Origin of the sequence: Streptomyces sp. Ag109_O5-1, assembly GCF_003814875.1 — a bacterium.
Classification (GTDB): domain Bacteria; phylum Actinomycetota; class Actinomycetes; order Streptomycetales; family Streptomycetaceae; genus Streptomyces; species Streptomyces sasae.
Window position 1 is genome coordinate 11596730 of record NZ_RKQF01000001.1, and the last position, 25858, is coordinate 11622587.

A 25858-nucleotide genomic window follows, 5' to 3' on the forward strand; every position below is an offset into this window, starting at 1 on the left:
CGCCGTTCAATACTTCGACGGACCTGCCCTCGTTCGCCGTCAGTGAACTCCTTCAGCCGCCACTCGGGCGAGTGAGGAACCGCTGGGTGTTGGCGATGTCGGCGAGCAGGGCGACTACCGCCGTGCTGACCCGAACCATGGTCCTGGGTGTCACCCGATCGGTGGCCGTTCTGAAGAAGCTCAGTGAAGCTAGTTCATCGTTACTCCATATAGAACCCGCTGCAACCAGGGAGGTCGACTCGGGCCGGCTCTGGGCCGTGCGGAGGCGGACAACGACGATCAACGCCGACAACAACCGACGGCTAAGACCGTGTCCTACGTGGTGAGGCGGACGAGGCGCTTGTAGCAGCAGAGGGCAGCTGCGAGTCCGAGGAAGGCCAGGTAGTTGCGGGGATGGCGCTCGTAGCGGGGGCTGAGCCTGCGGTAGCCGGACAGCCACGACATCGTGCGCTCGATCACCCACCTTCGACGCCCTAAGCGTTCGCTGGATTCAATACCCTTGCGGGCGATGCGCACTCCGATCCGCTTGCCGCGCAGCCATTTCCGCAGATCGGCCCGGTCGTAGGCTTTGTCTGCGTGGAGGCGCTGGGGCTTGAAGTGCCGGCCGCGGTGGGGGTCGTGTCTCGTTTGGTGACCCTCGATCATGGGCTTCAGCCCTTCGCTGTCGTGGGTGTTGCCGGCCGAGATACCGACGAGAAGAGGCAGGCCGTTCGCGTCCGACAGGACGTGCATCTTGGAGCCCGGCTTGCCCCGGTCCATGGGGCTCGGACCTGTATGTTCGCCCCCTTTTTAGCCCTGACATGGGCGGTGTCGAGGACAACACGGGTGACGTCGATCAGGCCAGCGTCGTCGAGACGGTGCAGCACGGCTTCGTGCAGGCGGCCCCAGACGCCGGCTCTCGACCAGATCAGGAACCGGCGGTGGGCGGTCGACTTCGATTCCATCGACGTCAGCGACGCTCGGTTCACCTGACATCGGTTCCGTACGTGGCGCGTGCTGAGCGGAACTGGCCGGTCACACTTCCCACCCACCCTCTCAATGGCTGTCTCTCCTGCGTCGGCACGACTATCACGTCGACATCGCAGGCGGGTTCACCGCGGCACAGTACGTCTACGACACCGTGGAAGCAGACGGGATCCGCCTGCCCACCAAACGCCGGGCCTACCGAAGCGATGCGGGCAATCACCCGATCCTGGACCAGACGGTGGTCGTTCGTCTCCTTCCCGCCATGGTTCGATTTCGGTGACGGTGAAGCCGGGCATCGACAGCAGGAAGGGCGTCGTGAGATACGTCCACAGCGCGTATCCGTTGAAGTAGGCGCGGTCCAGTGGGTCCCAGGGGGTGTCGAGCTCGTGGCCTGAGAACGACTTCCGCGGTTGGTCGCGTTCGGCCACGACGCGGCCGTCGAGTTTTTCGATGCTGATTCGGTCGGCCGTGAAGTCGGTCTTCTGGTCTGGGGCGCCGAACGGCGTCACGGAGGCGTGCTGCTCGTGCAGCCAGACGGTCATCTCCCGGGGGGTGGGATCCTGCGGCATCCCCTTGATGACGAACATGTCGCCACCTCTGACGATGGTGGCGCGGACCGTGGTGAGTGCGTTCCAGCGGGCGAGGCCACCATGGGCATCGAGAACCTCTGCGAGCAACGTGTTCATGTCGGTGTCCTGCTCGGTCGTGCCAGGCGGCGGTGGCCGAAGGGCCATCGATTGGGCAGCCCGGCTTCGGCGACGCAGCCGCAGCGAGGCGATCCGCGGTGACCCTCATCAGCCGGGCGACCCTCTCATCGTTCACTGGTTCACGGGCGTCACGCACCCGGGCGCTCATCCTGGGGACGCTGTAGGCCCAGTCGGAACCGGCGTGGACGACGAGTATCCGCTGGTCAACCCTGCGTCCACGGCGTTGGCGCGCGGCGTTTCGGTGCGGTCCGTTGATGAAGGTCGTAGGGGTTCCATCGTCCCCCGCTTCGTGCAGGGCCGCAGCTGGGTGACTGCGGCGGCGCAGCCCCTGGCCGCCGGGCAAGCTGGAAGGCGGAGGTGGTTCCCGTGGCCGGTGAGACGCCGCTGATGATCGTGGACGGCGGAGGCGTGGTCGTGCAGTGGAGCCACCGGGCGGAGGAGTTGTGGGGGCGCCCGGCGGGCGACGTGGTCGGGCGGCCGGCAACCGACCTGGTCAGCCTTGTCCCCGCGCCAGGCGGTGGTGACGTGGAGCGCCGCAGGTATGACGACCTGCGTGATGTTGCAGAGGGCGCCGCTGGCAGTGGCCTGTGTGTGCGGCCGGTGCTGCGCGACGACGGTTCGGTGGCGTGGGGGATCTTCCCACCACCTGCGGACGGGATGGGGCCCGGCATCGAGAGCGCGGCACTCGATGCGCTGTCCGCTCACATGGCAGGGGCTCTGTTCGTGGTGGACGAGGAGTTGCGCGTCGTGTCGGCCAATGCGGCGGCTCAGGCCCTGTCCGGCGCGAGCGCACTGCAGATCCAAGGACGCCCCCTCACCGATGCGTGGCCCTTTTCATCCCCCGGCGAACTGGAGAACATGCTGCGCCAGGCCATGGCGGACGGTACGTCGGCGACGGACCACGTGATGTGGACGGACCCGAAGAACGATCCTCGGCACGCGCACACGGTCTCGGTGCTTCCCCTGCGGGATGCACCGGGGGCAGTGGTCGTGGCCCACGACGTGACAGATCAGGAGAAGGCACGCCGCGGAGTTCAGACCCTGTATGCCGTCCGGGAGCGCGTCGGACAAACCCTGGATGTGGTGGCCACCTGCCAGGAGTTGGTCCACGCGCTCGTCTCCGGGTTCGCCGATATCGCCGTGGTGGAAGTGGTGGAGCCTGTGGTGCGCGGAGACGAACCACCGCTGAGCCCGCTAGGACGGGATGTGCCGCTGCGTCGGGCCGCCTTCGGGAACAGCGGCGGTGATCAGCAGGCCCGGGCGCATCCGGTGGGAGATGTCCGCGCGCTGCCGTTCCCCACCCCGTACGCGCAGGCACTGGCCGACCTCAAGCCCCGCACGATGGCCCTGCGCCCCGACACGCCCTGGCTGGCGGCCGACCCGGCGCGGGCCGAAGCGATCCGCGCATCCGGCGCACGCGCCCTGCTCGTCACACCGCTGACGCTGCGCGGAAAGGTGCTCGGGCTGCTGAGTCTCTACCGCACCCAGCGATCCGGCGGATTCGACGAGAAGGAACTCGCCCTCACCCTGGAACTGGCCACGCACACCGCCCTGAGCATCGACAACGCCCGCCGCTATACCCGCGAGCACACCGTCGCAGCGGCACTGCAGCGCCATCTGCTGCCCCCGGCTCCACCGTTGCAGACCGCGATCGAGACCGCCGGCCTGTACGTGGCCGACGACCGGGGCGCGGGTGGCTGGTCCAACGCCTGCGCCCTGCCCGGCGCCCGCACGGCCCTGGTCGTCGGGGAAGTCGCAGGCCACGGCATCCACACCGCCGTCACCATGGGTCAGCTGCGGACCGCTATGAACGCGCTCGCCGCATTGGACCTGGAACCCGACGAGCTCCTCGCCCGGCTCGACGACACCATGACACGTCTCGCGCGCGAGCGGAGGGCGCTGCCGCTCGGCGACCCCCTGCGCAGCCAGCCCCTCAGCGCGACGTGCCTGTGCGTGCTCTACGACCCGTTCGCTCATAGGTGCACCATCGCCTCCGCCGGACACCCGCCGCCCGTCGTCGCCGGCCCCGGTTCCAGCACCCGAGTGGTCGAGCTGGCCACGGGTGGTGCCCTCGGCGATGAAGGAGGGCCCCCGTACGCCACCACCGCCGTCACTTTGGCCGACGGAGACGTCCTCGCCCTCTACACGGCCTCGCTCCTGGACGCGGCACGGCCTGAGGACGGCGCAAGCGACACGCAGCCGCTCCAACGCTTGCTCGCCGACACCGACCGGCCCCTGCGGGACCTGTGCGACGACATCCTCTACCGGCTGCGGATCGATGCTCTTCCCGGCGACGCCATCCTTCTTCTCGCCCGCACCCACCCCTTCCCCGCCGACTGCGTCGCCACCTGGCCGCTGGGCGAAGAGACCACCGCCCCCGCCCTCGCGCGGCGCCATGCCCGGCGCCAACTCGTCGGCTGGGGCGTGGACGACGACACCACCTACGACACGCAGGAGATCGTCAGCGAGCTGGTCACCAACGCCCTGCGGTACGGCGCGCCGCCCGTACACCTGCGCCTCATCAACGACCGCACGCTCACCTGCGAGGTCCACGACACCGGCACCTCCGCCCCGCGGCTGCGCCACGCACGAACGGTCGACGAAGGCGGTCGTGGCCTGTTCATCTGCGCCCAGCTCGCGCAGAACTGGGGTATCCGATACACCAACGACGGGAAGACGGTCTGGACCGAGCAGGCCCTCCCCTCAACGCGCCCATAGCGCCCCTCCGACGAGGAGTCGTGCACGGAGGCGCTCTGGTCTTCCCGCGCCTGTCTCAGCAGGTCGACGGAGCACCTGATGCGGGTGGCGACGCCTACGCGTCTTCAGCGGCCGGCCGCGATCAGTGCAGGAGGACGCCGAAGACCATACGGAAGAAGGCGTCGAAGGGAGCGGAGGACTTGTCGGCCCGGGCAGCGATCAACGTGCCCTCCCAGGCGCTGAGGATGAACAGCGCGGCGTCCTCGACATCGAGAGCGGCGTCCAGCTCACCGGCTTCCTTGGCTTCAGTGAGCACCTGCCGGATGTGCGCGGCCCACTGCTGGAAGCCGCCCTGGACGGCGGAGCGGATCTCCTCGGAGTGGTCCGCCACCTCGGCGCCGAGGTTGCCCACCAGGCAACCGCGTGCGAAGCCGTTGTCGACCGTGTCCGTGCTCAGGAACTCGAAGTGCGCCCGCAGCCGCTCCAGCGCCGGGCGTCCGGGAGTCTCGAGCATGTCGAACCGCAATCCGGCTGCGTAGCGGCTCAGCGCCTCGAGGGCGCTCTCCTCCTTGCTGGCGAAGTGGTTGTAGAACGAGCCCTTGGGAGCCCCCGCCGCCGAGGTGATGTCGCTGATGCCCGTGGCATTAAAGCCTCGCGTGCGGAACTGCTCCAGGGCTGCCTGCGCGATCTCCTCGCGCTTGGACGCGCGTGCCATCCTCACCACCACCTTTCGGGCCAATATGTCCGGTCGCCTTGCCTCAGGTCAAACCCAGATCGCCAGGGAAGCGGCGGCCGCCCCCAACGGCACGTGACCCACGCCTCGGACTCGGGACCTGCTTGACTATTTTAAAGTGACCGGTCATATTGAATTCAGATCCCCCACCCAACCCTCAGCCCTCCCCGTGTCGGCAGAGGCAGCACCGAGGAGAACCGTCATGTCCGCCTACCGAGCATTCGAGGCCACCGGCGTCCACCAGCTCCGGCTCGTCGAGCGCGAGCTGATCGACCCGGAGCCCGGACACGTCCGGCTCAGGGTGGAGGCGTGCGGCGTCTGCCACTCCGACGTGCTGGCCGTGGAAGGACTGCGCCCCGACCCCTCACGCCCTGTCGTTCCCGGCCACGAGATCGTCGGTGTAATCGATGCCGTGGGCACGGGTGTCACCGCCTGGCGCCTCGGCGACCGCGTCGGCGTCGGCTTCCTGAACGGACACTGCTGGGAGTGCGAACCCTGCCGCCGCGGCGACTTCGTCAACTGCCTCAACCAGGAACAGACCGGCACCACCGTCGACGGCGGATACGCAGAGGTGACCTACGCCCGCGCGAGCGGACTGGTACGCATCCCCGACGGCATGCCGGCCATCGAGGCGGCCCCCCTGCTGTGCGCCGGACTGACCACCCTCACCGCGATCCGGCAGGCCGCCACCCCCGCGGGCGCCCTGGTCGCCGTGCAGGGGATCGGCGGGCTGGGTCACCTGGCCCTGCAGTACGCGCGCAGCCTGGGATTCCGGGTCGCCGCCATCGCCCGCGGCCAGGAAAAGGAGAAGCTCGCCAGGGAACTCGGCGCCCACGAGTACATCGACAGCAGCGGCACCGACCCCGGCACGGCGCTGGCCGACCTGGGAGGCGCATCGGTCATCGTCGCCACGGCATCCAGCGGTACGTCCATGAACCCGCTGGTCCGCGGACTGGCCCCGGGCGGCAGCCTGGTGGTGGTCGGCGCCGCCCCCGACCCGCTGACGGTCGCCACGGCCGACCTGATCTTCGGTACCCGCCGCATCGTCGGCAGCCTGACCGGATCGTCGATCCAGAACGAGGACAACCTCGCCTTCAGCCTCGCCCACGGCATCCGCCCCTCCACCGAGACCATGCCCTTCACCCACGCCATGGACGCCTACGAGCGGATGCTCTCGGGCAAGGCACGCTTCCGCGTCGTCCTGGACATGGCTGCCTGACCACGCAGCCGATCTGCGCCGCCGGGCAGACGAGTCCCAGCCCGTGCCCTTGGCATTCCCTTCGAGGTACCCCCCCATGATCGACTTGGCCGACACGGCAGAGCACACCAGCACGGCCCCCCGCGGCAGCGGGCGGACGCGCCCATCCGCCGACATCGCCTCCGACGTCAACGGTCCCCACGCGACCCGCACCGCACGGATCAGGCTGCTGTCCGTCTCCCTCGGCACCGCCGGCCTCGGCGGAGCCTGGCAGGCGGCGGTCACCACCTTTCCGCCCGCTCTGCAGGTCAGCGACGCGCTGTTCACCGTCAGCGGTCTCATCTGGCTGGTGCTGCTGACCCAGTACCTGCGCCACGGCGGGACCCGATGGCACAACCTGCGCCACGACCTGCGCCATCCCGGTCAGGGCTTCACCCTTGGGTACGTGCCCATCATCGGCATGCTGATCGCAGGCCACTTCTCCCGGTTCGGGCTCACCGGGGCACGCTGGGTCTACGCGGTGTTCCTCACCGTGGCCGCCCTGATCGCCGCACGCCTGCTCGCCCACTGGCTCACGGGCGCCCTGAGCACCACAACTCTGCACCCGGGCTACCTACTGCCCGTCTCCTCCGCACCCTTCGTCGCCAGCGCCGTCGCCTCCACACTCAAGCTGCCCGGCATCGCCGACGCCGCCTTCGCGGTGGGGCTGCTCTACTGGTTTGCCTTCGGCACCGTCATCCTCGGCAGCCTCGTCACCAGCGGCCCCCTGCCCAGGCCCGCCCGCCCCGCACTCACCGTCCTGACCATTCCCCCGGCGACCGGCGGAATCGCCTGGACCGCCGCCCACAAGGGCGTCTTCGACGCCGTCGGCTACGGCTTCGCCGGCACCCTGCTCTTCACCGTCCTCCTCGTCGCCTTTCTGCTCCCCGAGCTACGCCAGCCCGCGTTCCATCCGGGCCTGTGGATCTTCAGCTTCCCCATAGCGGCATCGACCAATTTCGCCATCCGCTGGATACACGCGTCCGCACTTCCCGGAGGGCTGGCCCTCACCGGGATCCTCCTTGCCGGTGCGACCACGGCGCTGGGCCTGTTGGCCGCGGCCACCCTGCACCACCGCGCCCGGCGAGCACGTCCCAGCTGAGTTCGCTTCGTTCTCAACCTCGGTGACTGGGAGAACCGCTTCCACCCCGACTGGATCGCCTCGGTCGACGCGGCCCTGGGACGAGGTGGAGAAGTCGGAAGGCCCCCGCGCCCTGGTGACCGCTGCGACCGGGAAGTTCTACTCCAACGGTCTCGATCTTGAATGGCTCGCTGCCCACAGCGACGAGCAGTTGGACTACGTCATGGTCCGGGGCCTTTGACGTCTAGTTCTGACATCAACGCGGGTAGTCGCGGGCGATCACGGGCGACCTGGGTGTGTCAATTTAACTGACTGTACAGACCCGTTCCACGCTGGCTGCGTAGTGGGGCGCTTCGAGCGCGTTGTGGCGTGCCACAGCCGCCTGGCGCTCCTCCACCACCTGCTCGAAGGGGATGCCTCGCTCCTTGAGGTTCTCCAGGAAGGACCGGGTCGGCCGACCGAGCACCTTGTTGGTGAAGGTGGCCCTGCCGGAGTCGAGCGGGGTGACGCTGAGGTCCCAGATAACCTGGACGTACTGCCAGCCGTCGGGGCTCTGGGTCTCCGACAGCGAGACCAGGCGGCAGTGGTGCGGCTCCAGCACCTCGGCGACGTAGTGCTGGATCATCAGCGCACCGCCGATCACCTCCACGTTGATGCTCACCAGATCGCCGTCGGCGTTCTTGCTCCAGCCGCAGGCCCTGTGGTCCGGGACCGCACACGCTTGGTATTCCGCGTCCGTGAGCTGGGTCAGCCACTTCCCCAAGTGGATCTTCTCGACCGGCGCGTTGATCACCACGTTCTCGGTAGAGTCCGACAGTACCAAGTCCTCAACGACTTCATGAGTGGTCGTCATAGCTATTTCCCCTTTCTGCGCCGGGCTTGCCGACGTCAGTGGGTTTCCCACCAGTCGGCCACGAGCCGTGCGTACTCGCGGGGCTTCTCCTCCCAGGAGAAGTGACCCGCGTCCTTGATGAAGTCGACTCTGCTGCCAGGGATGCGGTCGACCAGGAAGTGGGCGTTGTCCGCCGGGACCACCTCGTCGTTCTCTCCCGCAATGACACGCACGGGGGTGGTGATCCCGGGGAGGAGTTCCGCGAGCTGCGGAAGCTGGTCGGGGTACTGCTGGACGAACTTCAGCGACTCCGCGAACCTTCCGTCCCCGTACGACGCCACGTAGTCGTTCCTGGTCTGCGCGGAGGGCGTGAAGCCCTTGACGGTGCTCAGCGCGGCGTCCACGATCTTGGCGGGGTCCACGTTCCGGTACTTGTCCGGGTCGGGCTCCTCCACCCAGCTCTTGAGAACGCCCGTGACGTTTACAGGCACGGACGCGCCGCCGGCGCCGACCACGATGCTCCGGAAGGCGTCAGACTTCTGAGCCGCGGCGAAGAGAGCGGCCGAGGTGCCGATGTCGGGGCCCACGATGTGCGGCTTGTTGAGACCGAGGGCCTCGACCGCCTGGAGGATGAAGCCACCCATGGCCCGAGGCGATTGGAGCGCCTCGGAGAGCTGGGACCCTCCATAGCCGGGAAGGTCGATGGCGATGAGGCGTGCATGCGCTGCCAATTCGTCCCAGACCTGCTCGTAGGCGTAGATGCTTTCCGGCCAAGGGGCGATCAGTACGGCGTCCGGGCCGGTGCTGGAGCTGTCCGCGTAGCGGATGCGCACTCCGTCCACTGTCGCGTACTCGGGTGTGATGTTCGGCATTCGCTTGCCTTTCCGATGGAAGCGCGGTGGTGTCCTTCGCCGGATCAGGCAGTTGACCCCTGCCCACCACCGCTATTTCGTCGTCGGCTCCTGGTCGTTGACATGGAAAAGGCCAGGACGGGCCGGAAATTTTCGGGCAGCAGGGAAAAATGCGACGGAGAAAGAGTGTCAGAGGATCAGGGTCGACCGAGGGTGGGTCCGGGGCGTTCCCTCAGTAGGAAAGTGAGTCCTTCGGCTGCCGTGGGGTGGGCGAATATCGCACTGCGCAGTGCCGTGTACGGGATGCGGCCGATCATTGCCGTCTGGACGGCGGCCATGAGTTCGCTGGCTTCGGTCCCGAACGCGGTGAATCCGAGGATCTCGTCGCTGTCCGCGGCGATCAGCATCTTCATGAATCCACGCGGCTCGGACAGCGTCCTGGTTCGCAGAACGGCAGCCATCGGCAGGGTGAGGGCGGTATCCGATGCCGCGGTGCCCGGCCTGGGTTTCGTTGCAGCCGACCCGTGCGAGCTCGGGATCGGTGTACAGGCAGTACGCCAACAGGCGGCCGGTGGTGGTGCTGCTGCCTCCGTGCAGATTGTCGTGCACCACCCGGAAGTCGTCGAATGCCACATGGGTGAAGTGCGGGCTGCCCGCGCACTCGCCCATGGCCCACACCCCCGCCGCAGTGGTGGCGAGGCGCTCGTCGACCACAATGTAGCCCGTGTCGGTCAGCTTCACTCCGGCCCGCTCCAGCCCTATCCCGCCTGTGTTCGGTGTGCGGCCGACGCCGACCAGCAGGTCCGTGCCGTCGATCACGCACTCGCCGTCCGGCCCGTCGGTGATGACGAGCACATCACGGCCGGATTCTCCATCGACCCTACGGATGCGTGTCCGGAGGTGGACGGTGATCCCCTCGTCACGGAAGAGGTCGAGGATCGCCGCGGCGACATCGGCGTCTTCGCGGCTTGCCAGCTGCGGTCCATACTCGATGACGGTCACCCGCGCGCCGAAGCGGCGCACGGCCTGCGCCAATTCCAGCGCGACAAAGCCGCCACCGATGACGATCAGATCCTCCGGCAGGCGGTCCAGATCCAGCAGTTCGACGTGGGTCATAGGCCGGGCTGCAGCGAGACCGGGCACGTCGGGCACCGTTGCATACGTGCCCAGGTCCAGGAACACCCGCTCCCCGCGGATCCGGCGCTTGCAGCCGTCAGCCGCTTCGACATCGACCGATCTCTCGCAGACGAAACGCGCCTCGCTCATGATCAGTTCGGCTCCGCTGGCCTGGTAGCGGTCCAGATGAAGCTGGCGCAGGTCCTCGACCATCGCCCGCTTCCTGGCCTGTACGCCCTTCATGTTGGTTGCCGCCGACTCCAGCTCGACCCCGAATTCGGCGGCGCGCCTGGTGAAGGAGCGCACCTTCGCCGAGTGAATGATGTTCTTGCTCGGCAGACAGGCGACGTTCGGGCAGGACCCGCCGATCAGCTTCCGCTCGACCACAGCCGTACGGTGACCCTCAGCTGTCGTCGTCCAAGCGAGGCATTTTCCTGCTTCGCCGCTGCCGACGACGAGGATGTCGTAGTTCTCAGTGCTCTCGGTCACGGACATTCGACCGGCTCCTCCCGCTGGAAGGCGGCATCCATCCGGCGACCCGGATCTCGCGCCGCGGCCTGGTGATGCTGCCGGTGTATTCACCACGATCGCGCACAGCGGGGGGCAGGGCAAAATGGCATCTGACTTCAGTGCAAACGGTTACCGTGTGTGCTCGTGAACAGGCGCTGACTGCTGCAGGCCGAGTGGAACCGACTCGGCAAAAATCTACGTGGTCAGCCACCAACCGTGCAGGCGAAGACGCACAGGGCACACGACATGTCTACCCATTCCGGCGTCGTACGCCCAGTGGTAGCCGTGATTCCTGAGGAACGTCCTCAATCGGTACGACTAGCCGTATCCGCTGGCCAGCTCATCTGGCGGAGGTCGTTCGGGTCACACGCTCTTTCGGCAGCCACTTTAGGGCGAGCCTCTAAGACGCCATCCGCTTTCCGAACGTGATCGTTTGGTTCGGGCTGGGTGGGCATGAACTCCGGCTGGCGGCGGGAGAGATGGGCGTGGTTCGTCCGTTCGTCTGGCTTGTGGAGGTGGCTGGTGCCGTCGGTGCTCGGTCTGCTGGAGGCTCGGGAGAAGAAGGTCCGGGAAGAGGTGGCACGGCTGCGGGAGGAGGCCGAGCGGGTGCAGGCCGCGCTCGGCGAGGCGGAGCGGGCACTTCAGCGTCTGGCGGATGCCCGTGTGACGGTGGCCGAGGTGCTGGCGGAGCCGCCTGTCGGGGTCGCGGAGCCGGTGGTGAGTGCGGTGGCGGGGTCGGTGGTGCCCAGACGGGCCGAGGGCATGACAGCGACGGTCCTGCCTCCGGACTACCAGCGGATCATGTCCGTGCTGGAGTCGGATGCGGCTCGGGAGGGTATGCGGTGCCAGCAGCTGGCCGCAGCCCTGGGTCTTGAGGCGGTTCCGGCGAAGGTCGAGGGTCTGCGGTCGAAGGCGAAACGCCTGGTCGAGCGGGGGTGGGCGCTCCAGGTACGGCCGGGGGTGTTCACCCCGCTCGGGGCGCCGGCCGGCTGAAGGTGCCTGGCCGGCGCCCGGCCAGGCGGTTGCTCATGAGCATGGTCATGGACCACAGCACCATGGCCTCGTGCATGGCGGGCAGCGTCTCGTAGTCGCGCACCAGGCGGCGCGAGCGCATCAGCCAGCTCAGCGTCCTCTCCACCACCCACCTGCGCGGCAGCACCACGAACCCGCTGGTGTCGTCGGTGCGTTTGACGATCTCAAGGGTGAGCCGGAGCTTCTCGGACGCCCAGTCGACGAGCCGCCCCGCATAGCCACCGTCCGCCCAGACGAGGCGGATGGAGAAGTACATGGTGCGCAGCCGCTCCAGCAAGGGCAGTGCGGCGTCGCGGTCCTGCACGCTCGCCGCACTCACCACGACGGCCAGGACCAGGCCGAGGCAGTCCACCACCAAGTGCCGCTTGCGGGTGTGTCCTGAACGCGAAAGGGAGTTGATGGTAGCGAACTTCAAATAGCGGTGCTGTGCGGGAGATGAAGGTTTGGCCCTTCGAAGCCGCCCTGCGGGGGGAGGCTTCAAACCGCCTCATGCTGCGTTGGCTGAAGACCGTCGTGGTGAGCGATGAGGAAAAGGCGCCGTTGAAGGCGTCAGGTGGGGACCGGGAAGACGAACGCAAGTGAATCGCTGTTGACGTGTCGAAATGGCAACAGACGACATCGAAACCGGGGAGTACGCAAATCCCCGGGATGAGTCTGGCGGGTGCCCGTTTATTGGCCAGGCGGTGTCCGGCATGGAGGCGACGTGAGCCTGGTCTGCCGCTCTCGCATGGAACAGGAGAAGGCAGTGCCCGATACTCTCCGCCGGAACGGGTGGGGGAGAGGGAGTGCTCCGAGCAGACGCAACTGTGAGGGGTCGAGTACCGATGCGGGTCCTGCTGGCGGACCGGTCCGTAGTAGTGCTGAGGCCCCTGTAACGGGGGCGGAGCGAAGGGACCGGGCCGCTCGTGACTGTGTTGATCGCATCAACCGGAAGTCCTCCGGGAGGAGTGGGATGAGCCAGTTGAAGTCTCGGATCAAGCCGTTCGATATCTCGAAGCGGGAGGTTATAAAGGCATGGGAGGAAGTCAGGGCTAACAAGGGTGCGCCGGGTGTGGACGGGCAGAGTATCGAGGACTTCGAGAAGGACCTGAAGAACAACCTCTACAAGGTCTGGAATCGAATGTCGTCGGGCTCTTACTTCCCGCCTCCGGTGCGCGCGGTGGAGATCCCGAAGCCACACGGCGGAGGCACGAGAATGCTCGGCATTCCCGCTGTCTCGGATCGGGTGGCGCAGACCGTGGTGGCCCGGCATCTCATGCTGAGGGTGGAACCGGTTTTCCATCCGGACAGCTACGGATACCGGCCCGGACGATCTGCCCTGGACGCGGTGGGGAAATGCCGGGAACGCTGCTGGAAACGGAACTGGGTGGTCGAGCTCGACATCCGGAAGTTCTTCGACAGCGTGCCCTGGGACCTGCTTGTCAAGGCGGTGGAGATCCATACGGATGCCGTCTGGGTGAAGTTGTACGTGCGTAGGTGGCTCGCCGCCCCGCTCGCCATGCCCGACGGCACCCTGCACCAGCGGGAGCGTGGGACGCCACAGGGCGCCCCGGTGTCTCCCGTCCTGGCAAACCTGTTCCTGCACTACGCGTTCGACACCTGGATGGCCCGGGAGTACCCGACCGTGCAGTTCGAACGCTACGCGGACGACGCCGTGCTGCACTGCGTCTCCGAGGGCCAGGCCCGCAAGGTCCTGGCGGCGCTGGAGGACAGGATGGCCGAGGTCGGGCTGCAACTGCACCCGGACAAGACCCGGATTGTCTACTGCAGGGACGGCTCACGCCACGGCTCGTACGAGCATGAGGCGTTCAGCTTCCTCGGGTACACGTTCCGCGCCAGGAGAAGCCGGAGTCGGCACGGGAACCAGTTCCTTTTGTTCGAGCCGGCGATCAGCAGGGAGGCTCTGACCAGGATCGGGCGGGAGGTGCGGTCATGGCGCCTGCACCGCCGGTCCGACCTGACCTTCGGCGAGCTCGCCCGACGGATCAATCCGATGGTGGCGGGCTGGCTCAACTACTACGGCCGGTTCCGGCCGTGGGAGCTGCACTCCTTCGTCATGCGCATCAACGCCTACCTGGTGCGCTGGATCCGCAAGAAGTACCGACGGCTCGCGGGCAAACGGAAGGCGCTGGCGAAGCTTCGGGAAATCGCGCAGCGGTACCCCCGCATGCTCGCCCACTGGCGCTTTTCGCCCACGCAGGGAGCCCTGTTGATCTGAGATCAGAGCGGCAAGAGCCGTGTAACGGGAGACTGTTACGCACGGTTCTGTGAGGGTCGGGAGGTGAGATCCCTCCCGGCTACTCGACCCGCCCACCTTCTTCCCGCCGTCCCACCCGGACGTCGAGCGCGGAATGTTCGCCGCTGCCCGCAGTGACTGCGAGTCCACGATGGCGGCTGTCGGGTCCGGCGAACGGCCTTCCTTCTGGCGCACCTTGTCGCGCAGCCGGTCGTGGAGCTCGGCAAGCAAGCCCGTCACCTGCCAGCGGCGGGCGAACGCGTGCACCCGCCGGTACGGCGGGAAGTCACAGGGCAGGTTGACCCACTTGACGCCGTTGTCGACTACATAGCGGACCGCGTCCAACATCACGCGATGGCAATAACCCTCCGGCCGCCCGCCCAGCCCCTGAAGCCACGCGGGGACCGGCAGCAGCGGCCGGATGACCTGCCACTCCGCCTCCGTCAGGTCGGAGCCGTAACACCGCACGCGGTCCGGCCCGTCCGCCGCGTTGCCGAACCTGTGCGCGAGACAGTCACACGCCGGAGACGGCGCATTGGACTCCACGGACGCGGGCACGAAAGACTGCGACACAGGGCCTCCTGGTGCTGCTCGGTTGGGATCGCAACCCCGAGCTACCAGGAGGCCCTGCCGTTATGCCCCGACCGCCGAGAGGTCACCCGAACAGGAACCGTGTTCGACTGATCAAGCCTGCCGAGCGGTTAGCGGATGGCTTCTAAGATCATGGCCTCAACGTCGTGCTTTACCGGGCAGGTCCACAGACTGTCCGACGGTCATGTCCCGCGAGGTGGTGTAGTCACGGCAGCTGTTTCGGTTCCGGTTGTGGGGTGATTTCGGGTTCGGCCGGCTTGGTGGTGAAGAGCTCGGCCATGGAGGCTTCGGAGAAGTAGCGGCGGTCGAAGACCTGCCATTCGTCGTGGAGTTCGGCCAGGACCGCGGCGGCGAGCCGGTCAAGGGCGGCGGGGTTGGGAAAGACCTGGACGACGTCGGCCCGCCGTTTGATCTCCCGGTTCAGCCGCTCCAGCGGGTTGGTCGACCAGATCTTCTTCCAGTGCGCCGGCGGGAAGTCGGCGAACGCGGTGATGTCCGTTGCCGCATCCAGCAGCATCGTCTTGACCTGCGGGAACTGCCGTCCGAGCATGTCGGCGACCACGTTCAGTTGGGTGCGCACCTGCTCACCGGTGGTCTGCGCGAAGATGGTGCGGATGGTCGCGGCGACCATCTCCCCGGAGCCCCTTTCGATCACCGAGAACACGTCCCGGACGAAGTGAACCCGGCACCTTTGCCAGGCCGCACCGAGGAAAACGGTGCGGATCGCGGCCACCAGACCGCTGTGGCTGTCGGAGATGACCAGCTGGACGTTCTCCAGGCCGTGGGCCCGCAGCGAGCGCAGGAACTTCGTCCAGAACGGCTTCGACTCACTGTCGCCGACCATCAGCCCGAGGATCTCGCGGTGTCCGGTGGCGGAGATCCCGGTGGCGATGACCACGGCCTGGGAGACGATCCGGTGGTTGACCCGGGCCTTGCAGTAGGTGGCGTCCAGGAAGACGTAGGGGAAGACGGTGTGCTCCAGCGGCCGCTCCTTGAACGCGGTCAGTTCTTCGTCCAGCTCACCGCAGATGCGGGAGACCTCGGACTTGGAGATCCCGCTGTCCGCACCGAGTGCTTTGACCAGGTCGTCGACCGAGCGGGTCGAGACACCATGCACGTATGCCTCCATCACCACGGCGAACAACGCCCGGTCGATCCGCCGCCGGCGTTCCAGCAGCGACGGGAAGAATGACCCGCTCCGCACCTTCGGGATCTTCAGGTCCAGATCGCCGGCCTGCGTGGTCAGCACCCTGTCCCGGTGCCCGTTGCGCCAGGTCGTGCGCGTCTGGGAGTGCTCGCGCGGCGCGGCACCGATCACCTCGGTGGCCTCGGCCTCGATCAGCTCCTGCAGGATGCGCTCGCACACCACCCTGATTGCTTCAACTCCATCGGCCCGACGTAGTGACTCAAGCAGCCGCATCAGCTCAGACTGGGACAAGGCCATCGCGTGCTCCTCCGGTCGAACTGCCCGTTCACCAGAGAGACTTGCGCGATGGCCTGCCCTTGTTCAGGGAGCATGCACCGCCGGCGGATGCACGCCCCGAGCAGACACCCGCGCGTTCCGGGACCCTGCCCGGCTACACCACTTCACGGGACGCCATCTGTCCGACGCGCCGCAAGCCTACGGGGCCATGAACACTCGCCCCAAAGCAGCTCCGTAAGTCGATAGCGTGGCTGATGCCGGTGGGGGTGCAGCGAAGCACACGCGCGCGTGAGTCGGTCGGCCACCCGCCATCGTGGCTGACTTTCGTCGGCTAGTGCTGTGACCGCGAAGGTTCACCGGGTTGGTGGTCGTGGCGGTTGGATGGGCGGTGACGTCCGATCCGACCGCTGGAGGTGCGGTGGCCGAGCCTGTCCGTGTGCGCAGACTGACCGACCAGGAGGGGCAGAAGCTGCAGCAGATCGTGCGCCGGGGCAGCACGAGTTCGGTGCGCTATCGGCGCGCGATGATGCTGCTGGCCTCGGCCGGCGGAAACCGGGTTCCGGTGATCGCCCAGCTGGTCCAGGCCGACGAGGACACCGTCCGGGACGTGATCCACCGGTTCAACGAGATCGGCCTGGCCTGTCTGGACCCTCGATGGGCGGGAGGCCGTCCCCGCCAACTCAGCAATGATGACGAGGACTTCGTCATCGCGACGGCCACTACCCGACCGGTCAAGCTCGGGCAGCCCTTCACCCGCTGGTCACTGCGCAAGCTGGTCGCCTACCTGCGCAAAGTCCACGGCCGGGTCATCCGCATCGGCCGCGAAGCATTACGCTGCCTGCTCGCCCGCCGCGGCATCACCTTCCAGCGCACCAAGACGTGGAAGGAATCCCCGGACCCCGAGCGTGACGCCAAACTGGACCGGATCGAGGAGGTCCTGGACCGCTTCCCGGACCGGGTCTTCGCCTTCGACGAGTTCGGCCCGCTCGGCATCCGTCCCACTGCGGGCTCGGGCTGGTCCGAACAGGGGCGTCCCGACCGGCTGCCCGCCACGTATCACCGTACCCATGGAGTGCGCTACTTCCATGGCTGCTACTCGGTCGGCGAGGACACTCTGTGGGGCGTCAACTGCCGCAGGAAGGGTGCCGCCAACACTCTCACCGCGCTGAAGTCGATCCGTGCCGCCCGCCCGGACGGCGCCCCGATCTACGTGATCCTGGACAACCTGTCCGCCCACAAGGGCGCCGACATCCGCCGCTGGGCGAAGAAGAACAAGGTCGAGCTGTGCTTCACCCCGACCTACGCCTCGTGGGCGAACCCGATCGAGGCGCACTTCGGACCGCTGCGGCAGTTCACCATCGCCAACTCCCACCACCCCAACCACACCGTGCAGACCCGGGCCCTGCATGCCTACCTGCGCTGGCGCAACGCCAATGCCCGCCACCGCGACGTCCTGGCCGCCGAACGACGTGAACGCGCCCGCATCCGCAGCGAGAAAGGCATCCGCTGGGGTGGCCGACCCCCGTCAGCGGCGAGAAATTGTCAATACTTGTGGATGGCTCATCAGCAACGGTAGGTGATGAGTGACGAGGCATACTGTCAGTCGTGACGACGTATGACCGCATCGGCGCGACCTACAATCACACGCGACGCGCCGACCACCGGATCGCTGTCAAGATCCACGAGGCGCTTGGCGATGCCGGCACTGTCATCAATGTCGGCGCTGGCGCCGGCTCTTACGAACCACCGCAGACCATGCTCGCGGTTGAACCCAGTGCAGTGATGATCGCCCAACGTCCGGCCGGATCTGCGCGGGCCCTGCAGGCATCCGCAGAGTCGATCCCCATCGCCGACGACTCGGCCGACGCGGCGATGGCCATCCTGACTGTGCACCACTGGACGGACCTGGAAGCCGGTATCGGGGAACTCCTTCGGATCGCCCGGCAACGCGTCGTCATCTTCACTTGGGACCAGGCCGTCTTCCGCAGGTTTTGGCTGCTGGACGAGTACCTGCCCGAGGTAGCCGCGTTCACCGACACACAGGCCGTCCCCATCGATCGGCTGATTGCGCTGCTGGGAGACGCCCGCGTCGAGAGGGTCCCGGTTCCGCATGACTGCATCGACGGATTCGGCGCCGCCTTCTGGCGCCGACCTGAGGCATACCTCGATCCGCACGTGCGAGCCGGCATCTCGATGCTCGCCCAGACTGGCGAGGAGGTCCTCCGCCCGGGTCTGACCCGGCTGTCCAGCGACCTGTCCTCCGGCCTGTGGCAGGAACGCCACGCGGACCTGCTCGACCGTGAAACACTGGACGTTGGCTACCGACTTCTCGTAGCGGACCTTTAGACACAAGCGGGTGACCCGACTCCACACACAGGCAGATCTGTGCTTCTGCGGTGGAACTTGTTCATGCCGCGAGGGTCTCGGGTCGTTCGACGAGGTGGCCGCGCTCGAAGCGGGCCCCGGCGCGGACCAGAGCAACGAGATGGGGCGCGTTCACGGCCCGCCACCGGACCTGGGCGGACTCGATGAGCTTGAAGACCATGGCCAGTGCGGCGGCCCGGGAGCCTGCACCTTTGGTGACCTTGGTCCGCAGTCGCACGGTGGCGAAGGTCGACTCGATCGGGTTGGTGGTCCGCAGGTGGACCCAGTGCTCGGCGGGGAAGTCGAAGAACGCCAGCAGCTCATCCTCGTCATCTGTGATCCTCTTGACGACCTTGGGGTACTTCGCCCCGTAGGCCCGCTCGAAGTCGCGGACTGCCCCGGCCGCGTGCTCCTTGTCCTCGGCGTTGTAGATCTCCTGGATCGCACGCTTGGCCGCGGGCTGGGCGGACTTCGGGAGAGCGTCGAGCACATTTGCAGCTTTATGCACCCAGCACCGCTGATGGCGGGTGTCGGGGAACACCTCGTTCAGCGCGTTCCAAAAGCCGAGTGCGCCGTCGCCGACGGCCAGGACCGGTGCACGCATGCCCCGGCGGGCGCAATCCCGCAGCAGGCCCGCCCACGCTTCGGACGATTCGCGGTAGCCGTCGGTCAACGCGATCAGTTCCTTCGTGCCGTCCGCTCGCACGCCCATCAGCACCAGGACCGCAGCTTTCGCTTCCTCCAGGCGTATCCGCAGGTGCACGCCGTCCGCCCACACGTACACGTAGTCCGTGGCGGACAGATCACGGTCCTGGAAGGAGGTGTGGTCGGCTTGCCACTGCGTAGTCAGCCGGGTCACCGTCGCGGGCGAGAGGCCGGCCGAGGACCCGAGGAACTGTTCCAGCGCGGGCACGAAGTCACCGGAGGACAGGCCGTGGAGATAGAGCAGCGGCAGCACCTCGCTGATTTTCGGGGACTTCCGGCACCACGACGGCAGGATCGCCGAGGAGAACCGCTTACGCTCCCCGGTGACTTCGTCGGTGCGCTTGTCGTTGACCCGCGGCGCCCTGACCTGGACGGTTCCGGCCGAGGTGGTGACCTTTCTGCGCTGGTGGTAGCCGTTACGGACCACCAGCCGACGCCCGTCACCGTCCCGTTCGTGAGACAGCTCGGCTATATAGGCGTTGACTTCGGCTTCCAACGCCGCGGCCAGCATCCGCCTGGCGCCTTCCCGGACGATCTCATCCAGCAGCGAGCTGCCGCTTGGCGTGGTGCCGTCCTCGGTGACTACCGTAAGCACGGGCGTGCCTTCCCGACACGGTGCAACGTCGGCCTTGCTCGATGACCTATCGATCGATCCATCGGGAAGGTACGCCCCCTTCCGTCAGGCTGATCCACAGGTATTGAGCATTGCTCCGTCAGCGGCGACCTGAGCCGGCTGGAAGGTAGTCACCGAGATCGTTTGGCGGCGTTTGCCCGATAGCGTTCCAACACGCCGATGGACAGTGCCGATGCGGCCATCAGCCCGAACACGATCGAGCTCGAACCACCGCCGTGCTCCCGCTCCCAGATACGGAATCCGACCAGCAGGACAACGACGCCGAACAGCACGACCTGTATCCACCTGATGGCCACGGCCCGCTGGCCGTGGCCATCAGCGTTGCTGTCTCTTTTGCGCACCGGGGCTCCTCTGCTCCTTCAGTGCGCCGACTGTACTGGTACAGGAAGCCATCGAAACGACCCAACCCGGTGAACCTTCGCGGTCACAGCACTAGTAGTGCTCCGTTAGGTCTGTCTCGCGGTGCTGTTTGGGGGCATGGTGAGGGTGTGGACGCACATGAAGTGAACCGTGCTCGGGCGAAGTTGGCGTTATTCGTAGCTGATGTGTTCGCGTCGGTGCCGCGCAAGGATCAGCGGGCGAAGGGCGACTGCTATCTGCGGGGACTGATGCTGGACGGGCGGCGGAAGTCGATCCAGCCGATGGCGGAACGGCTGCCGGACGGCAATGAGCAGAACCTGCAGCAGTTCGTGAACCAGTCGACCTGGGATCCGGTGCCGGTGCGGCGGCGGATCGCGCAGCGGATGGTGCCGCAGATTGGCCCGGCTGCCTGGGCGGTCGATGATGTGTCGTTCCCCAAGGACGGCCGGATGTCGGTGGCGGTCGCGCGCCAGTACTGCGGCGCTTTGGGCAAGCGGGCCAACTGCCAGGTCGCGGTGAGCGTGCACGCGGTCTCCGATGCCGCGTCCTGTCCGCTGCAGTGGCGGTTGTTCGTGCCCGAGGAGTGGGCGGACGATCCGGTACGGCGGCAGAAGGCCGGGATACCGCAGGAGGTGGGGCACCGGGAGAAGTGGCGCCTGGCCCTGGACACCATCGACGAGCTGGCCGGGTGGGGCCTGGTGCCGCCGGTGGTGGTGGCCGACGCCGGCTACGGGCAGAACGCCGACTTCCGCGACGGCCTGAGCGAGCGGGGCATCGGCTATGTCGTGGCCATCCGTTCGGACGTGACCGTCCACCCGCACGACGCGCAGCCCACCGCCCCGGCCTGGTCGGGCAACGGCCGCAAGCCGCAGCCCCGCTACCGGGACAAGCCGTCTGCGGTGGCCGCGCTCGCGGCCGGCCATGGGCGGCAGGCGTTCACCGAGGTGACCTGGCGTGAAGGCTCCCGCGGGCCGATGCGCTCGCATTTCCTGACGCTCCGGGTGCGGCCGGCCGGGGTCAGGGCCCGTCGCCTGGCCCAGGCCGCCGCCACCGCCGAACACGGCCACTGGGACGGTGTCCTGACCGAGGTCACACTGCTGGTCGAATGGCCAGACGGCGCCGAAGCACCCACCGACTACTGGCTGTCCAACCTGCCCGCCAACACCCCGCCGGCTGAACTGGTCCGCCTGGCCAAGATCCGCTGGCGCATCGAGCACGACTACCGGGAACTCAAGCACGGCCTCGGCCTGGACCACTTCGAGGGCCGCTCCTGGAACGGATGGCATCACCACGTCACCCTGGTCACCGCAGCCCACGCGTTCCTCACCGAACAGCGCCTGGCCCCAAAAGCCGATACACCGGACTCACCCTCTACCAGATCCTCGACGCCATCCAGGACCTGCTGAACTGCTGGACCGGCACCTGCACCACCTGCCACCGCCCCCTGCCCAGAACATCCACCACCAGCCCAAACCTGAGAGCCAGAGCAACCTAACGGAGTCCTACTAGCCATCCGACGAACGTGCCAGTCTGCGGTGGCTGGCAGGCGGCGGCATCCGGCCAGCCAGGACTCTTGGGAAGAGGCAAAGCCATATCTCACCTCGCTCCGCACGACACGGCGCCTGGGGCCCCCGGCTCCAAGGTCATGCGCCGCTACCGCGGGGAAGACGAGGCCTTCAAGGAGAACGCCCTGCACGGCGTGCTGTAGGCGGAGACGCCGATGCTGCTGGACTTCCTCATGCACAAGGTCGAGGGGCTCATCGAGACCTTCGTGCTTCTCAGCGTCAAGAACGTCCTCCCGCCCGCGCTGACCACAACGGGGCCGTGGCAAGCGCCTGGGCATGTACACAGGCTCGGCCCGATAGCGCGCTCCCTGTGGGAGATCATCGACAACTCCGTGGACGAGGCCGTCATGACGAAGCTGCACGCGGGCTGCAAGCTCGGCGACTAAGTCCGCGGCCAGAGCGACTGAGGCTGTAGAGGGCAGGTCTTGTTCGACCCATACGCACTTGCCCCCCGTTGAGGAGCGGCAGCCCCACCTGCGGGACAACTGGGCGATCATCAACAGGCCTCGGCCGTTCTCATCGACGATGCGGGCATGGCGCAGGCGCGGGTAGGAGCCTCCACTGTCGAATACTTCGCAGGTCAGGACTTGGTGCTGGATGAGGCGGAGGCGGATCGGGCCGGCGCCGTGGCGGATGGCGTTGGTGACCAGTTCGCTGACGACCAGTTCTGTGGTGGGCACGAGGTCCTCCAGCCCCCATTCCCTGAGTTGACGGGCGGTCAGGTGCCGGGCGGTGTGGACGGCGGTCAGCTCGGGCGGCAGGTCCCAGGAGGCGATCTGGGCCGCGTTGAGTGTGCGGATCCGGACAAGGAGCAGAGTGACGTCGTCGGATGCTGCCTGAGTCGGCACGGTTTCCATCACTGAGGAGCACAAGTCTTCCAGGGACTGATCAGGCTGCGCCAGGGTGGCGCCCAGGCGGTGCATGCCGACGTCGATGTCCTCGTCACGGGACTCGACCAGGCCGTCGGTGTAGAACGCGAGCACGCTACCTTCGGACAGTTCCACTTCCACGGCCTCGAAGGGGATGCCCAGCCCGACGCCGAGGGGGGCTCCGGTGGGGATGTCGGGGAAGGTGACCTGGCCCTGCGGATCGATGATCGCGGGCGGGAGGTGCCCGGCCCGTGCCATCGTGCACCGCCGGGTGGCCGGGTCGTAGATGGCGTACAGGCAGGTAGCGCCCAAGACCACGGGGAATTCGTCCGGGCCGTCGGCGTCCTCCTCGGCCAGCCGACGGACCGTGTCATCGAGGCAGGCCAGCAGTTCGTCGGGGGGCAGGTCCTGGTCCGCGAGCGTGCGGACGGCGGTGCGGAGCCTGCCCATCGTCACTGCGGCGTTGATGCCGTGCCCGACCACATCCCCGACGACGAGGGCCACCCGGGCGCCGGACAGCTCGATCACGTCGAACCAGTCGCCTCCGACGCCGGCGTCCGTGTCGGCAGGCAGGTAGCGCGAGGCCGCCTCGACCGCCGTGCCGCCCCTCAGACGGTGGGGGAGCAGGTTGCGCTGCAGCGTGAGGGCCATGGTGTGTTCGCAAGCGTATTGGCGGGCGTTGTCCAAGGACAGTGCGGCCCGGGTGACCAGCTCCTCCGCGAGCAACAGATCATCCTCCTGGAACGGCAAGGGCGCCTCGGTGCGGATGAACACCGCGACACCGAGTACGGAGTGCCGCGCACGGATGGGCACGATCATCACGGAGTGCATCCCGTTCTCACGGATCTTCTGCGCCCGCGCCGGGTCGTGGTCGAGCCATGTCCCAGGCGAGGTGTCCACCACCTGTGCCAGGTGGGACCTCCCCGTGCGCAGGACGCTGGTGAAGGGCGAGTCCGGTGAGATGAACACCGTCTCCCCCCGCGCCCACGGGGATTCCGGGATCCCCGGGTGGATCGAGGCCAAACCGGCACGGCGCAGAACAGGGAGGTGATCATGTGTCGTGTCGGTTCGGGCAGAGGGCTCTTCGCCGAACGGAACCGAGCCCGCCAGGTCGACGATGGCGTAGTCGGCCATCAACGGCACGGCAACGTCGGCCAGTTCCTGCCCGGTCTGCATGACGTCCAAGGTGCTGCCGATGCGCGTGCCGGCCTGGCTGAGGATGGCAAGGCGCTCGCGCACCCGCCAGCTGCCGGTGACATCCACGCACAAGCAGCACACCCCCAGCGCCTTGCCGTCCGCGTCCTGGAGGCAGAAGAACGAGACCGAATACGCGTGCTCCCGGCGCGGATCTTCCGGCGGCCACCCCCGGAACTCGTGGACCGCTGAGGTACCGCTCTCCAACACCTGCCGCATCACTGCCTCGAGCGCTTCGCCCTCGAAACCGGGCAGCGACTCCGTCAGCCGGCGTCCGAACCGCCGGTCACGAGGAATGCCGTCGTGGCTCTCCATCGTGTCGTTCACCAAGGTGCAACGCAGCTGCAGGTCACGAACGACGATGCCGATCGGTGCGCGGGTAAGGAGCGACTCCCGCACCGATCCATTGATCATCCCCGAGGAGAGCGTGTCCATGTCGGTCAGGGATACCAGCCAGCGCAGGGTTGCATCCTGTCCCCGCAGCAGTGAGAGGCGCAGGCTCAGGTTGAGCGTGCGTCCGTCGCGGTGGCGGACCGAAGCGGTGCCGGACCAGCCACCTCGGGCACGGCACTGCTCGGCGAACGCTGATACCCCCAGCGGCTCCTCAAAGGACGGCAGCACGAGTGCGGCGGACTGGCCGACCACTTCCCCGGCCGAGTACCCGACAAGCCGCTGAGCGGCCTGCGTCCACCCGACCACCGTCCCTTGCTCGTCGAGCATCGCTATCGCTGCGTCGGCTATCTCGTAGCGCTTCTGGTCAGTGCTCATCATGGCGGTCGATCACGTTCCTATCTGGATTTCCTTGGCTCGCGACCTGGATGTCGCGTCCGTGAGTTCTTGGGCGAAGCCTCAAGGAGGCTGGACTTCTGGGCGGCCACTGCCTCGCGTCGTTGGCCGGAGTGAGCCGTGTACTAACCACCCTCGCGCTACGGACCGCCCATGACGCCCGTGAACGTCCTTGGGGCGCGCGAACCTTTGCCCCGTGCCGTGACGCACCCCGGAACTCCTGAGCGTCCTGTCAGGCAATCAACCGAAGCAGGGCTGCCGCGGCAGCGGCGAGAGTCACCACCACGAGGAATGGGGCACGCAGCAGAACTGCGATGACGGCCACCCCGACCCCCGCCGCTCGTGGGTCGATCGTCAACTCCTGCTGTTTGCTGAATGTCTGCGTGACGATGAGTGCGGCAAGCAGAGCCACGGGCAGCAGCTCCGCCACCTTCTGCACCCGACGGTCCTCAAGCACAGCCTTGGGGGCTGATAGACCGCCCAGTTTCAAGGCGTAGCAGCTCACTGCGCCCACAGCTATAGCCACCCACATCAGCCGACCTTCCTTTCCTCGGGAACTGTGTCGTCCACATGACTTGCGTTCCGGGGAACCTCTCCGCTGTCCGTCTCGACACGCCTCTCGTCGTCGTGGGAACTCCACAGCGAGAGGGCAACCACGGCCGCTGCCGCCAGGAGCACCGGCACTCCGGCCGGCGTGAAAGGCACGGCCGTCAGCGCTACCGCGGCAGCGATCAGCGCGGCCCACCATGTGATGGGTGTGCGCAACCGGGGGGCCATCAATGCGACGAAGGCCGCAGGCGCGACCACATCGAGGCCGAGGACGGAGGGATTCGACAGTGCCCGCGCTCCCAGCGCGCCAAGCAGGGTCGCAATGTTCCAGCAGCCAAACACAGACAGGCCGGCCGCCCAGAATCCCAGCCGGGCAAGCGGCTCGTTGCGGGTGTCGAGGGACATCGCCGCGCTCTCGTCGATGACGAACTGTGCGGCCCCAAGGCGCCGTGGCAGGCGCAAGCGATGCAAGCGAGCCAAGTGCAACCCGTAAAGCGCGTTGCGTGAGCCGAGCAGCGCTGCCGTGGCGGCTCCCGCCAAGGGTGCGCCTCCGGCCGCCACAACTCCAACGAAGGCGAACTGCGAGGCTCCCGTGAACATCAACAGCGACAGCACACACGTCTGCGGGAGGGTAAGACCGGCCGTCGTAGACAGGGCCCCGAACGAGAGGCCATAGGTGCCGGTGGCTATCCCGATGCCCAGCGCGTCGCGGATGACCCTTTTTTCCGCTTCATTTCGCATGGCAATATCGTACCGAGATTCGTGCGCTATATTACTTCAAATATCCACCGTATGCAGGGATTCGGAGTATGTTCGACTC

General features: G+C 67.2%; 19 protein-coding genes and 5 pseudogenes. 9 read left to right on the plus strand and 15 right to left on the minus strand.

Annotated features, from left to right (window positions below; genetic code table 11):
• Positions 1–315 precede the first annotated feature (315 nt).
• Both EDD90_RS52985 and EDD90_RS52990 read right to left on the minus strand, forming a co-directional pair.
• A pseudogene (locus EDD90_RS52985) lies at positions 316–938 on the minus strand (IS5 family transposase); the annotation flags it as partial.
• A 153-nt stretch (positions 939–1091) separates the two neighbouring features.
• On the minus strand, positions 1092–1652 hold the full coding sequence (locus EDD90_RS52990; RefSeq protein ID WP_185149558.1) for a hypothetical protein: 561 nt from the start codon (positions 1650–1652) through the stop codon (positions 1092–1094).
• 387 nt (positions 1653–2039) lie between these two features.
• Between EDD90_RS52990 and EDD90_RS52995 the strand changes: the two genes are divergently transcribed.
• Complete coding sequence (locus EDD90_RS52995) at positions 2040–4391, plus strand: SpoIIE family protein phosphatase (RefSeq protein WP_123980655.1); 2352 nt, start codon at positions 2040–2042, stop codon at positions 4389–4391.
• A gap of 121 nt (positions 4392–4512) precedes the next feature.
• Here EDD90_RS52995 and EDD90_RS53000 read toward each other — a convergent pair whose 3' ends face one another.
• On the minus strand, positions 4513–5085 hold the full coding sequence (locus EDD90_RS53000; protein ID WP_123980657.1) for a TetR family transcriptional regulator C-terminal domain-containing protein: 573 nt from the start codon (positions 5083–5085) through the stop codon (positions 4513–4515).
• 220 nt (positions 5086–5305) lie between these two features.
• Here EDD90_RS53000 and EDD90_RS53005 point away from each other — a divergent pair, with 220 nt between their 5' ends.
• The 3 genes and pseudogenes from EDD90_RS53005 to EDD90_RS53015 form a co-directional block, all read left to right on the plus strand.
• Positions 5306–6322 carry an alcohol dehydrogenase catalytic domain-containing protein gene (locus EDD90_RS53005; RefSeq protein ID WP_123980658.1) on the plus strand — a complete coding sequence of 339 codons (1017 nt, stop codon included), beginning with the start codon at positions 5306–5308 and terminating at the stop codon, positions 6320–6322.
• A 76-nt stretch (positions 6323–6398) separates the two neighbouring features.
• Positions 6399–7442 (plus strand): TDT family transporter, encoded by a 1044-nt coding sequence (locus tag EDD90_RS53010; protein WP_123980660.1) that lies wholly within the window; start codon positions 6399–6401, stop codon positions 7440–7442.
• A gap of 6 nt (positions 7443–7448) precedes the next feature.
• Positions 7449–7647, plus strand: a pseudogene (locus EDD90_RS53015) (enoyl-CoA hydratase/isomerase family protein); the annotation flags it as partial.
• Positions 7648–7725: 78 nt separating this feature from the next.
• Here EDD90_RS53015 and EDD90_RS53020 read toward each other — a convergent pair.
• From EDD90_RS53020 to EDD90_RS53030, 4 genes and pseudogenes are all read right to left on the minus strand, one after another.
• Positions 7726–8274, minus strand: a complete 549-nt coding sequence (locus EDD90_RS53020; protein ID WP_123980662.1) for a hypothetical protein — start codon at positions 8272–8274, stop codon at positions 7726–7728.
• Positions 8275–8309: 35 nt separating this feature from the next.
• A complete protein-coding gene (locus EDD90_RS53025) occupies positions 8310–9125 on the minus strand; it encodes an alpha/beta fold hydrolase (RefSeq protein ID WP_123980664.1) in 816 nt (271 codons plus the stop codon).
• A gap of 176 nt (positions 9126–9301) precedes the next feature.
• Entirely contained in the window at positions 9302–9739 is a 438-nt protein-coding gene (locus EDD90_RS59360; protein ID WP_398928824.1) for a hypothetical protein, read from the minus strand.
• A gap of 46 nt (positions 9740–9785) precedes the next feature.
• A pseudogene (locus tag EDD90_RS53030) lies at positions 9786–10715 on the minus strand (FAD-dependent oxidoreductase); the annotation flags it as partial.
• 537 nt (positions 10716–11252) lie between these two features.
• Here EDD90_RS53030 and EDD90_RS53035 point away from each other — a divergent pair.
• On the plus strand, positions 11253–11723 hold the full coding sequence (locus EDD90_RS53035) for a hypothetical protein (protein WP_123980666.1): 471 nt from the start codon (positions 11253–11255) through the stop codon (positions 11721–11723).
• Here the strand turns inward: EDD90_RS53035 and EDD90_RS53040 are convergent.
• Entirely contained in the window at positions 11695–12177 is a 483-nt protein-coding gene (locus EDD90_RS53040; protein ID WP_260328651.1) for a transposase, read from the minus strand. The genes EDD90_RS53035 and EDD90_RS53040 overlap by 29 nt on opposite strands.
• A gap of 537 nt (positions 12178–12714) precedes the next feature.
• Between EDD90_RS53040 and ltrA the strand changes: the two genes are divergently transcribed.
• On the plus strand, positions 12715–13980 hold the full coding sequence (ltrA, locus tag EDD90_RS53045) for a group II intron reverse transcriptase/maturase (protein ID WP_123980668.1): 1266 nt from the start codon (positions 12715–12717) through the stop codon (positions 13978–13980).
• Positions 13981–14223: 243 nt separating this feature from the next.
• Here ltrA and EDD90_RS58270 read toward each other — a convergent pair.
• A pseudogene (locus tag EDD90_RS58270) lies at positions 14224–14571 on the minus strand (transposase); the annotation flags it as partial.
• A 223-nt stretch (positions 14572–14794) separates the two neighbouring features.
• Complete coding sequence (locus EDD90_RS53055; protein ID WP_123980672.1) at positions 14795–16033, minus strand: IS256 family transposase; 1239 nt, start codon at positions 16031–16033, stop codon at positions 14795–14797.
• Between the two features lie 397 nt (positions 16034–16430).
• On the opposite strand from EDD90_RS53055, the gene EDD90_RS53060 reads away from it, so the two are divergent.
• Both EDD90_RS53060 and EDD90_RS53065 read left to right on the plus strand, forming a co-directional pair.
• The gene (locus EDD90_RS53060; protein ID WP_311737266.1) at positions 16431–17588 is read left to right on the plus strand and encodes an IS630 family transposase; all 1158 of its coding nucleotides are present in this window, start codon (positions 16431–16433) and stop codon (positions 17586–17588) included.
• A 29-nt stretch (positions 17589–17617) separates the two neighbouring features.
• Positions 17618–18358 (plus strand): methyltransferase domain-containing protein, encoded by a 741-nt coding sequence (locus tag EDD90_RS53065; protein ID WP_123980677.1) that lies wholly within the window; start codon positions 17618–17620, stop codon positions 18356–18358.
• Between the two features lie 61 nt (positions 18359–18419).
• On the opposite strand, the gene EDD90_RS53070 is transcribed toward EDD90_RS53065, so the two are convergent.
• Positions 18420–19676: an IS256 family transposase gene (locus EDD90_RS53070; RefSeq protein ID WP_123980679.1), complete on the minus strand. Its 1257-nt coding sequence runs from the start codon at positions 19674–19676 to the stop codon at positions 18420–18422.
• Positions 19677–19825: 149 nt separating this feature from the next.
• Positions 19826–20056, minus strand: coding sequence for a hypothetical protein (locus EDD90_RS53075; protein ID WP_123980681.1), 231 nt, complete (start codon positions 20054–20056; stop codon positions 19826–19828).
• 147 nt (positions 20057–20203) lie between these two features.
• Between EDD90_RS53075 and EDD90_RS53080 the strand changes: the two genes are divergently transcribed.
• Positions 20204–21481 (plus strand): IS701 family transposase, encoded by a 1278-nt coding sequence (locus EDD90_RS53080; protein ID WP_123973329.1) that lies wholly within the window; start codon positions 20204–20206, stop codon positions 21479–21481.
• A gap of 602 nt (positions 21482–22083) precedes the next feature.
• On the opposite strand, the pseudogene EDD90_RS53085 reads toward EDD90_RS53080, so the two are convergent.
• The 3 genes and pseudogenes from EDD90_RS53085 to EDD90_RS53095 all read right to left on the minus strand — a co-directional run.
• Positions 22084–24474 (minus strand): annotated as a pseudogene (locus EDD90_RS53085) (SpoIIE family protein phosphatase); the annotation flags it as partial.
• Positions 24475–24721: 247 nt separating this feature from the next.
• Complete coding sequence (locus tag EDD90_RS53090; RefSeq protein WP_123980683.1) at positions 24722–25021, minus strand: AzlD domain-containing protein; 300 nt, start codon at positions 25019–25021, stop codon at positions 24722–24724.
• Positions 25021–25779 (minus strand): AzlC family ABC transporter permease, encoded by a 759-nt coding sequence (locus EDD90_RS53095; protein ID WP_123980685.1) that lies wholly within the window; start codon positions 25777–25779, stop codon positions 25021–25023. The genes EDD90_RS53090 and EDD90_RS53095 overlap by 1 nt, the downstream gene beginning before the upstream one ends.
• Positions 25780–25858: the final 79 nt, after the last annotated feature.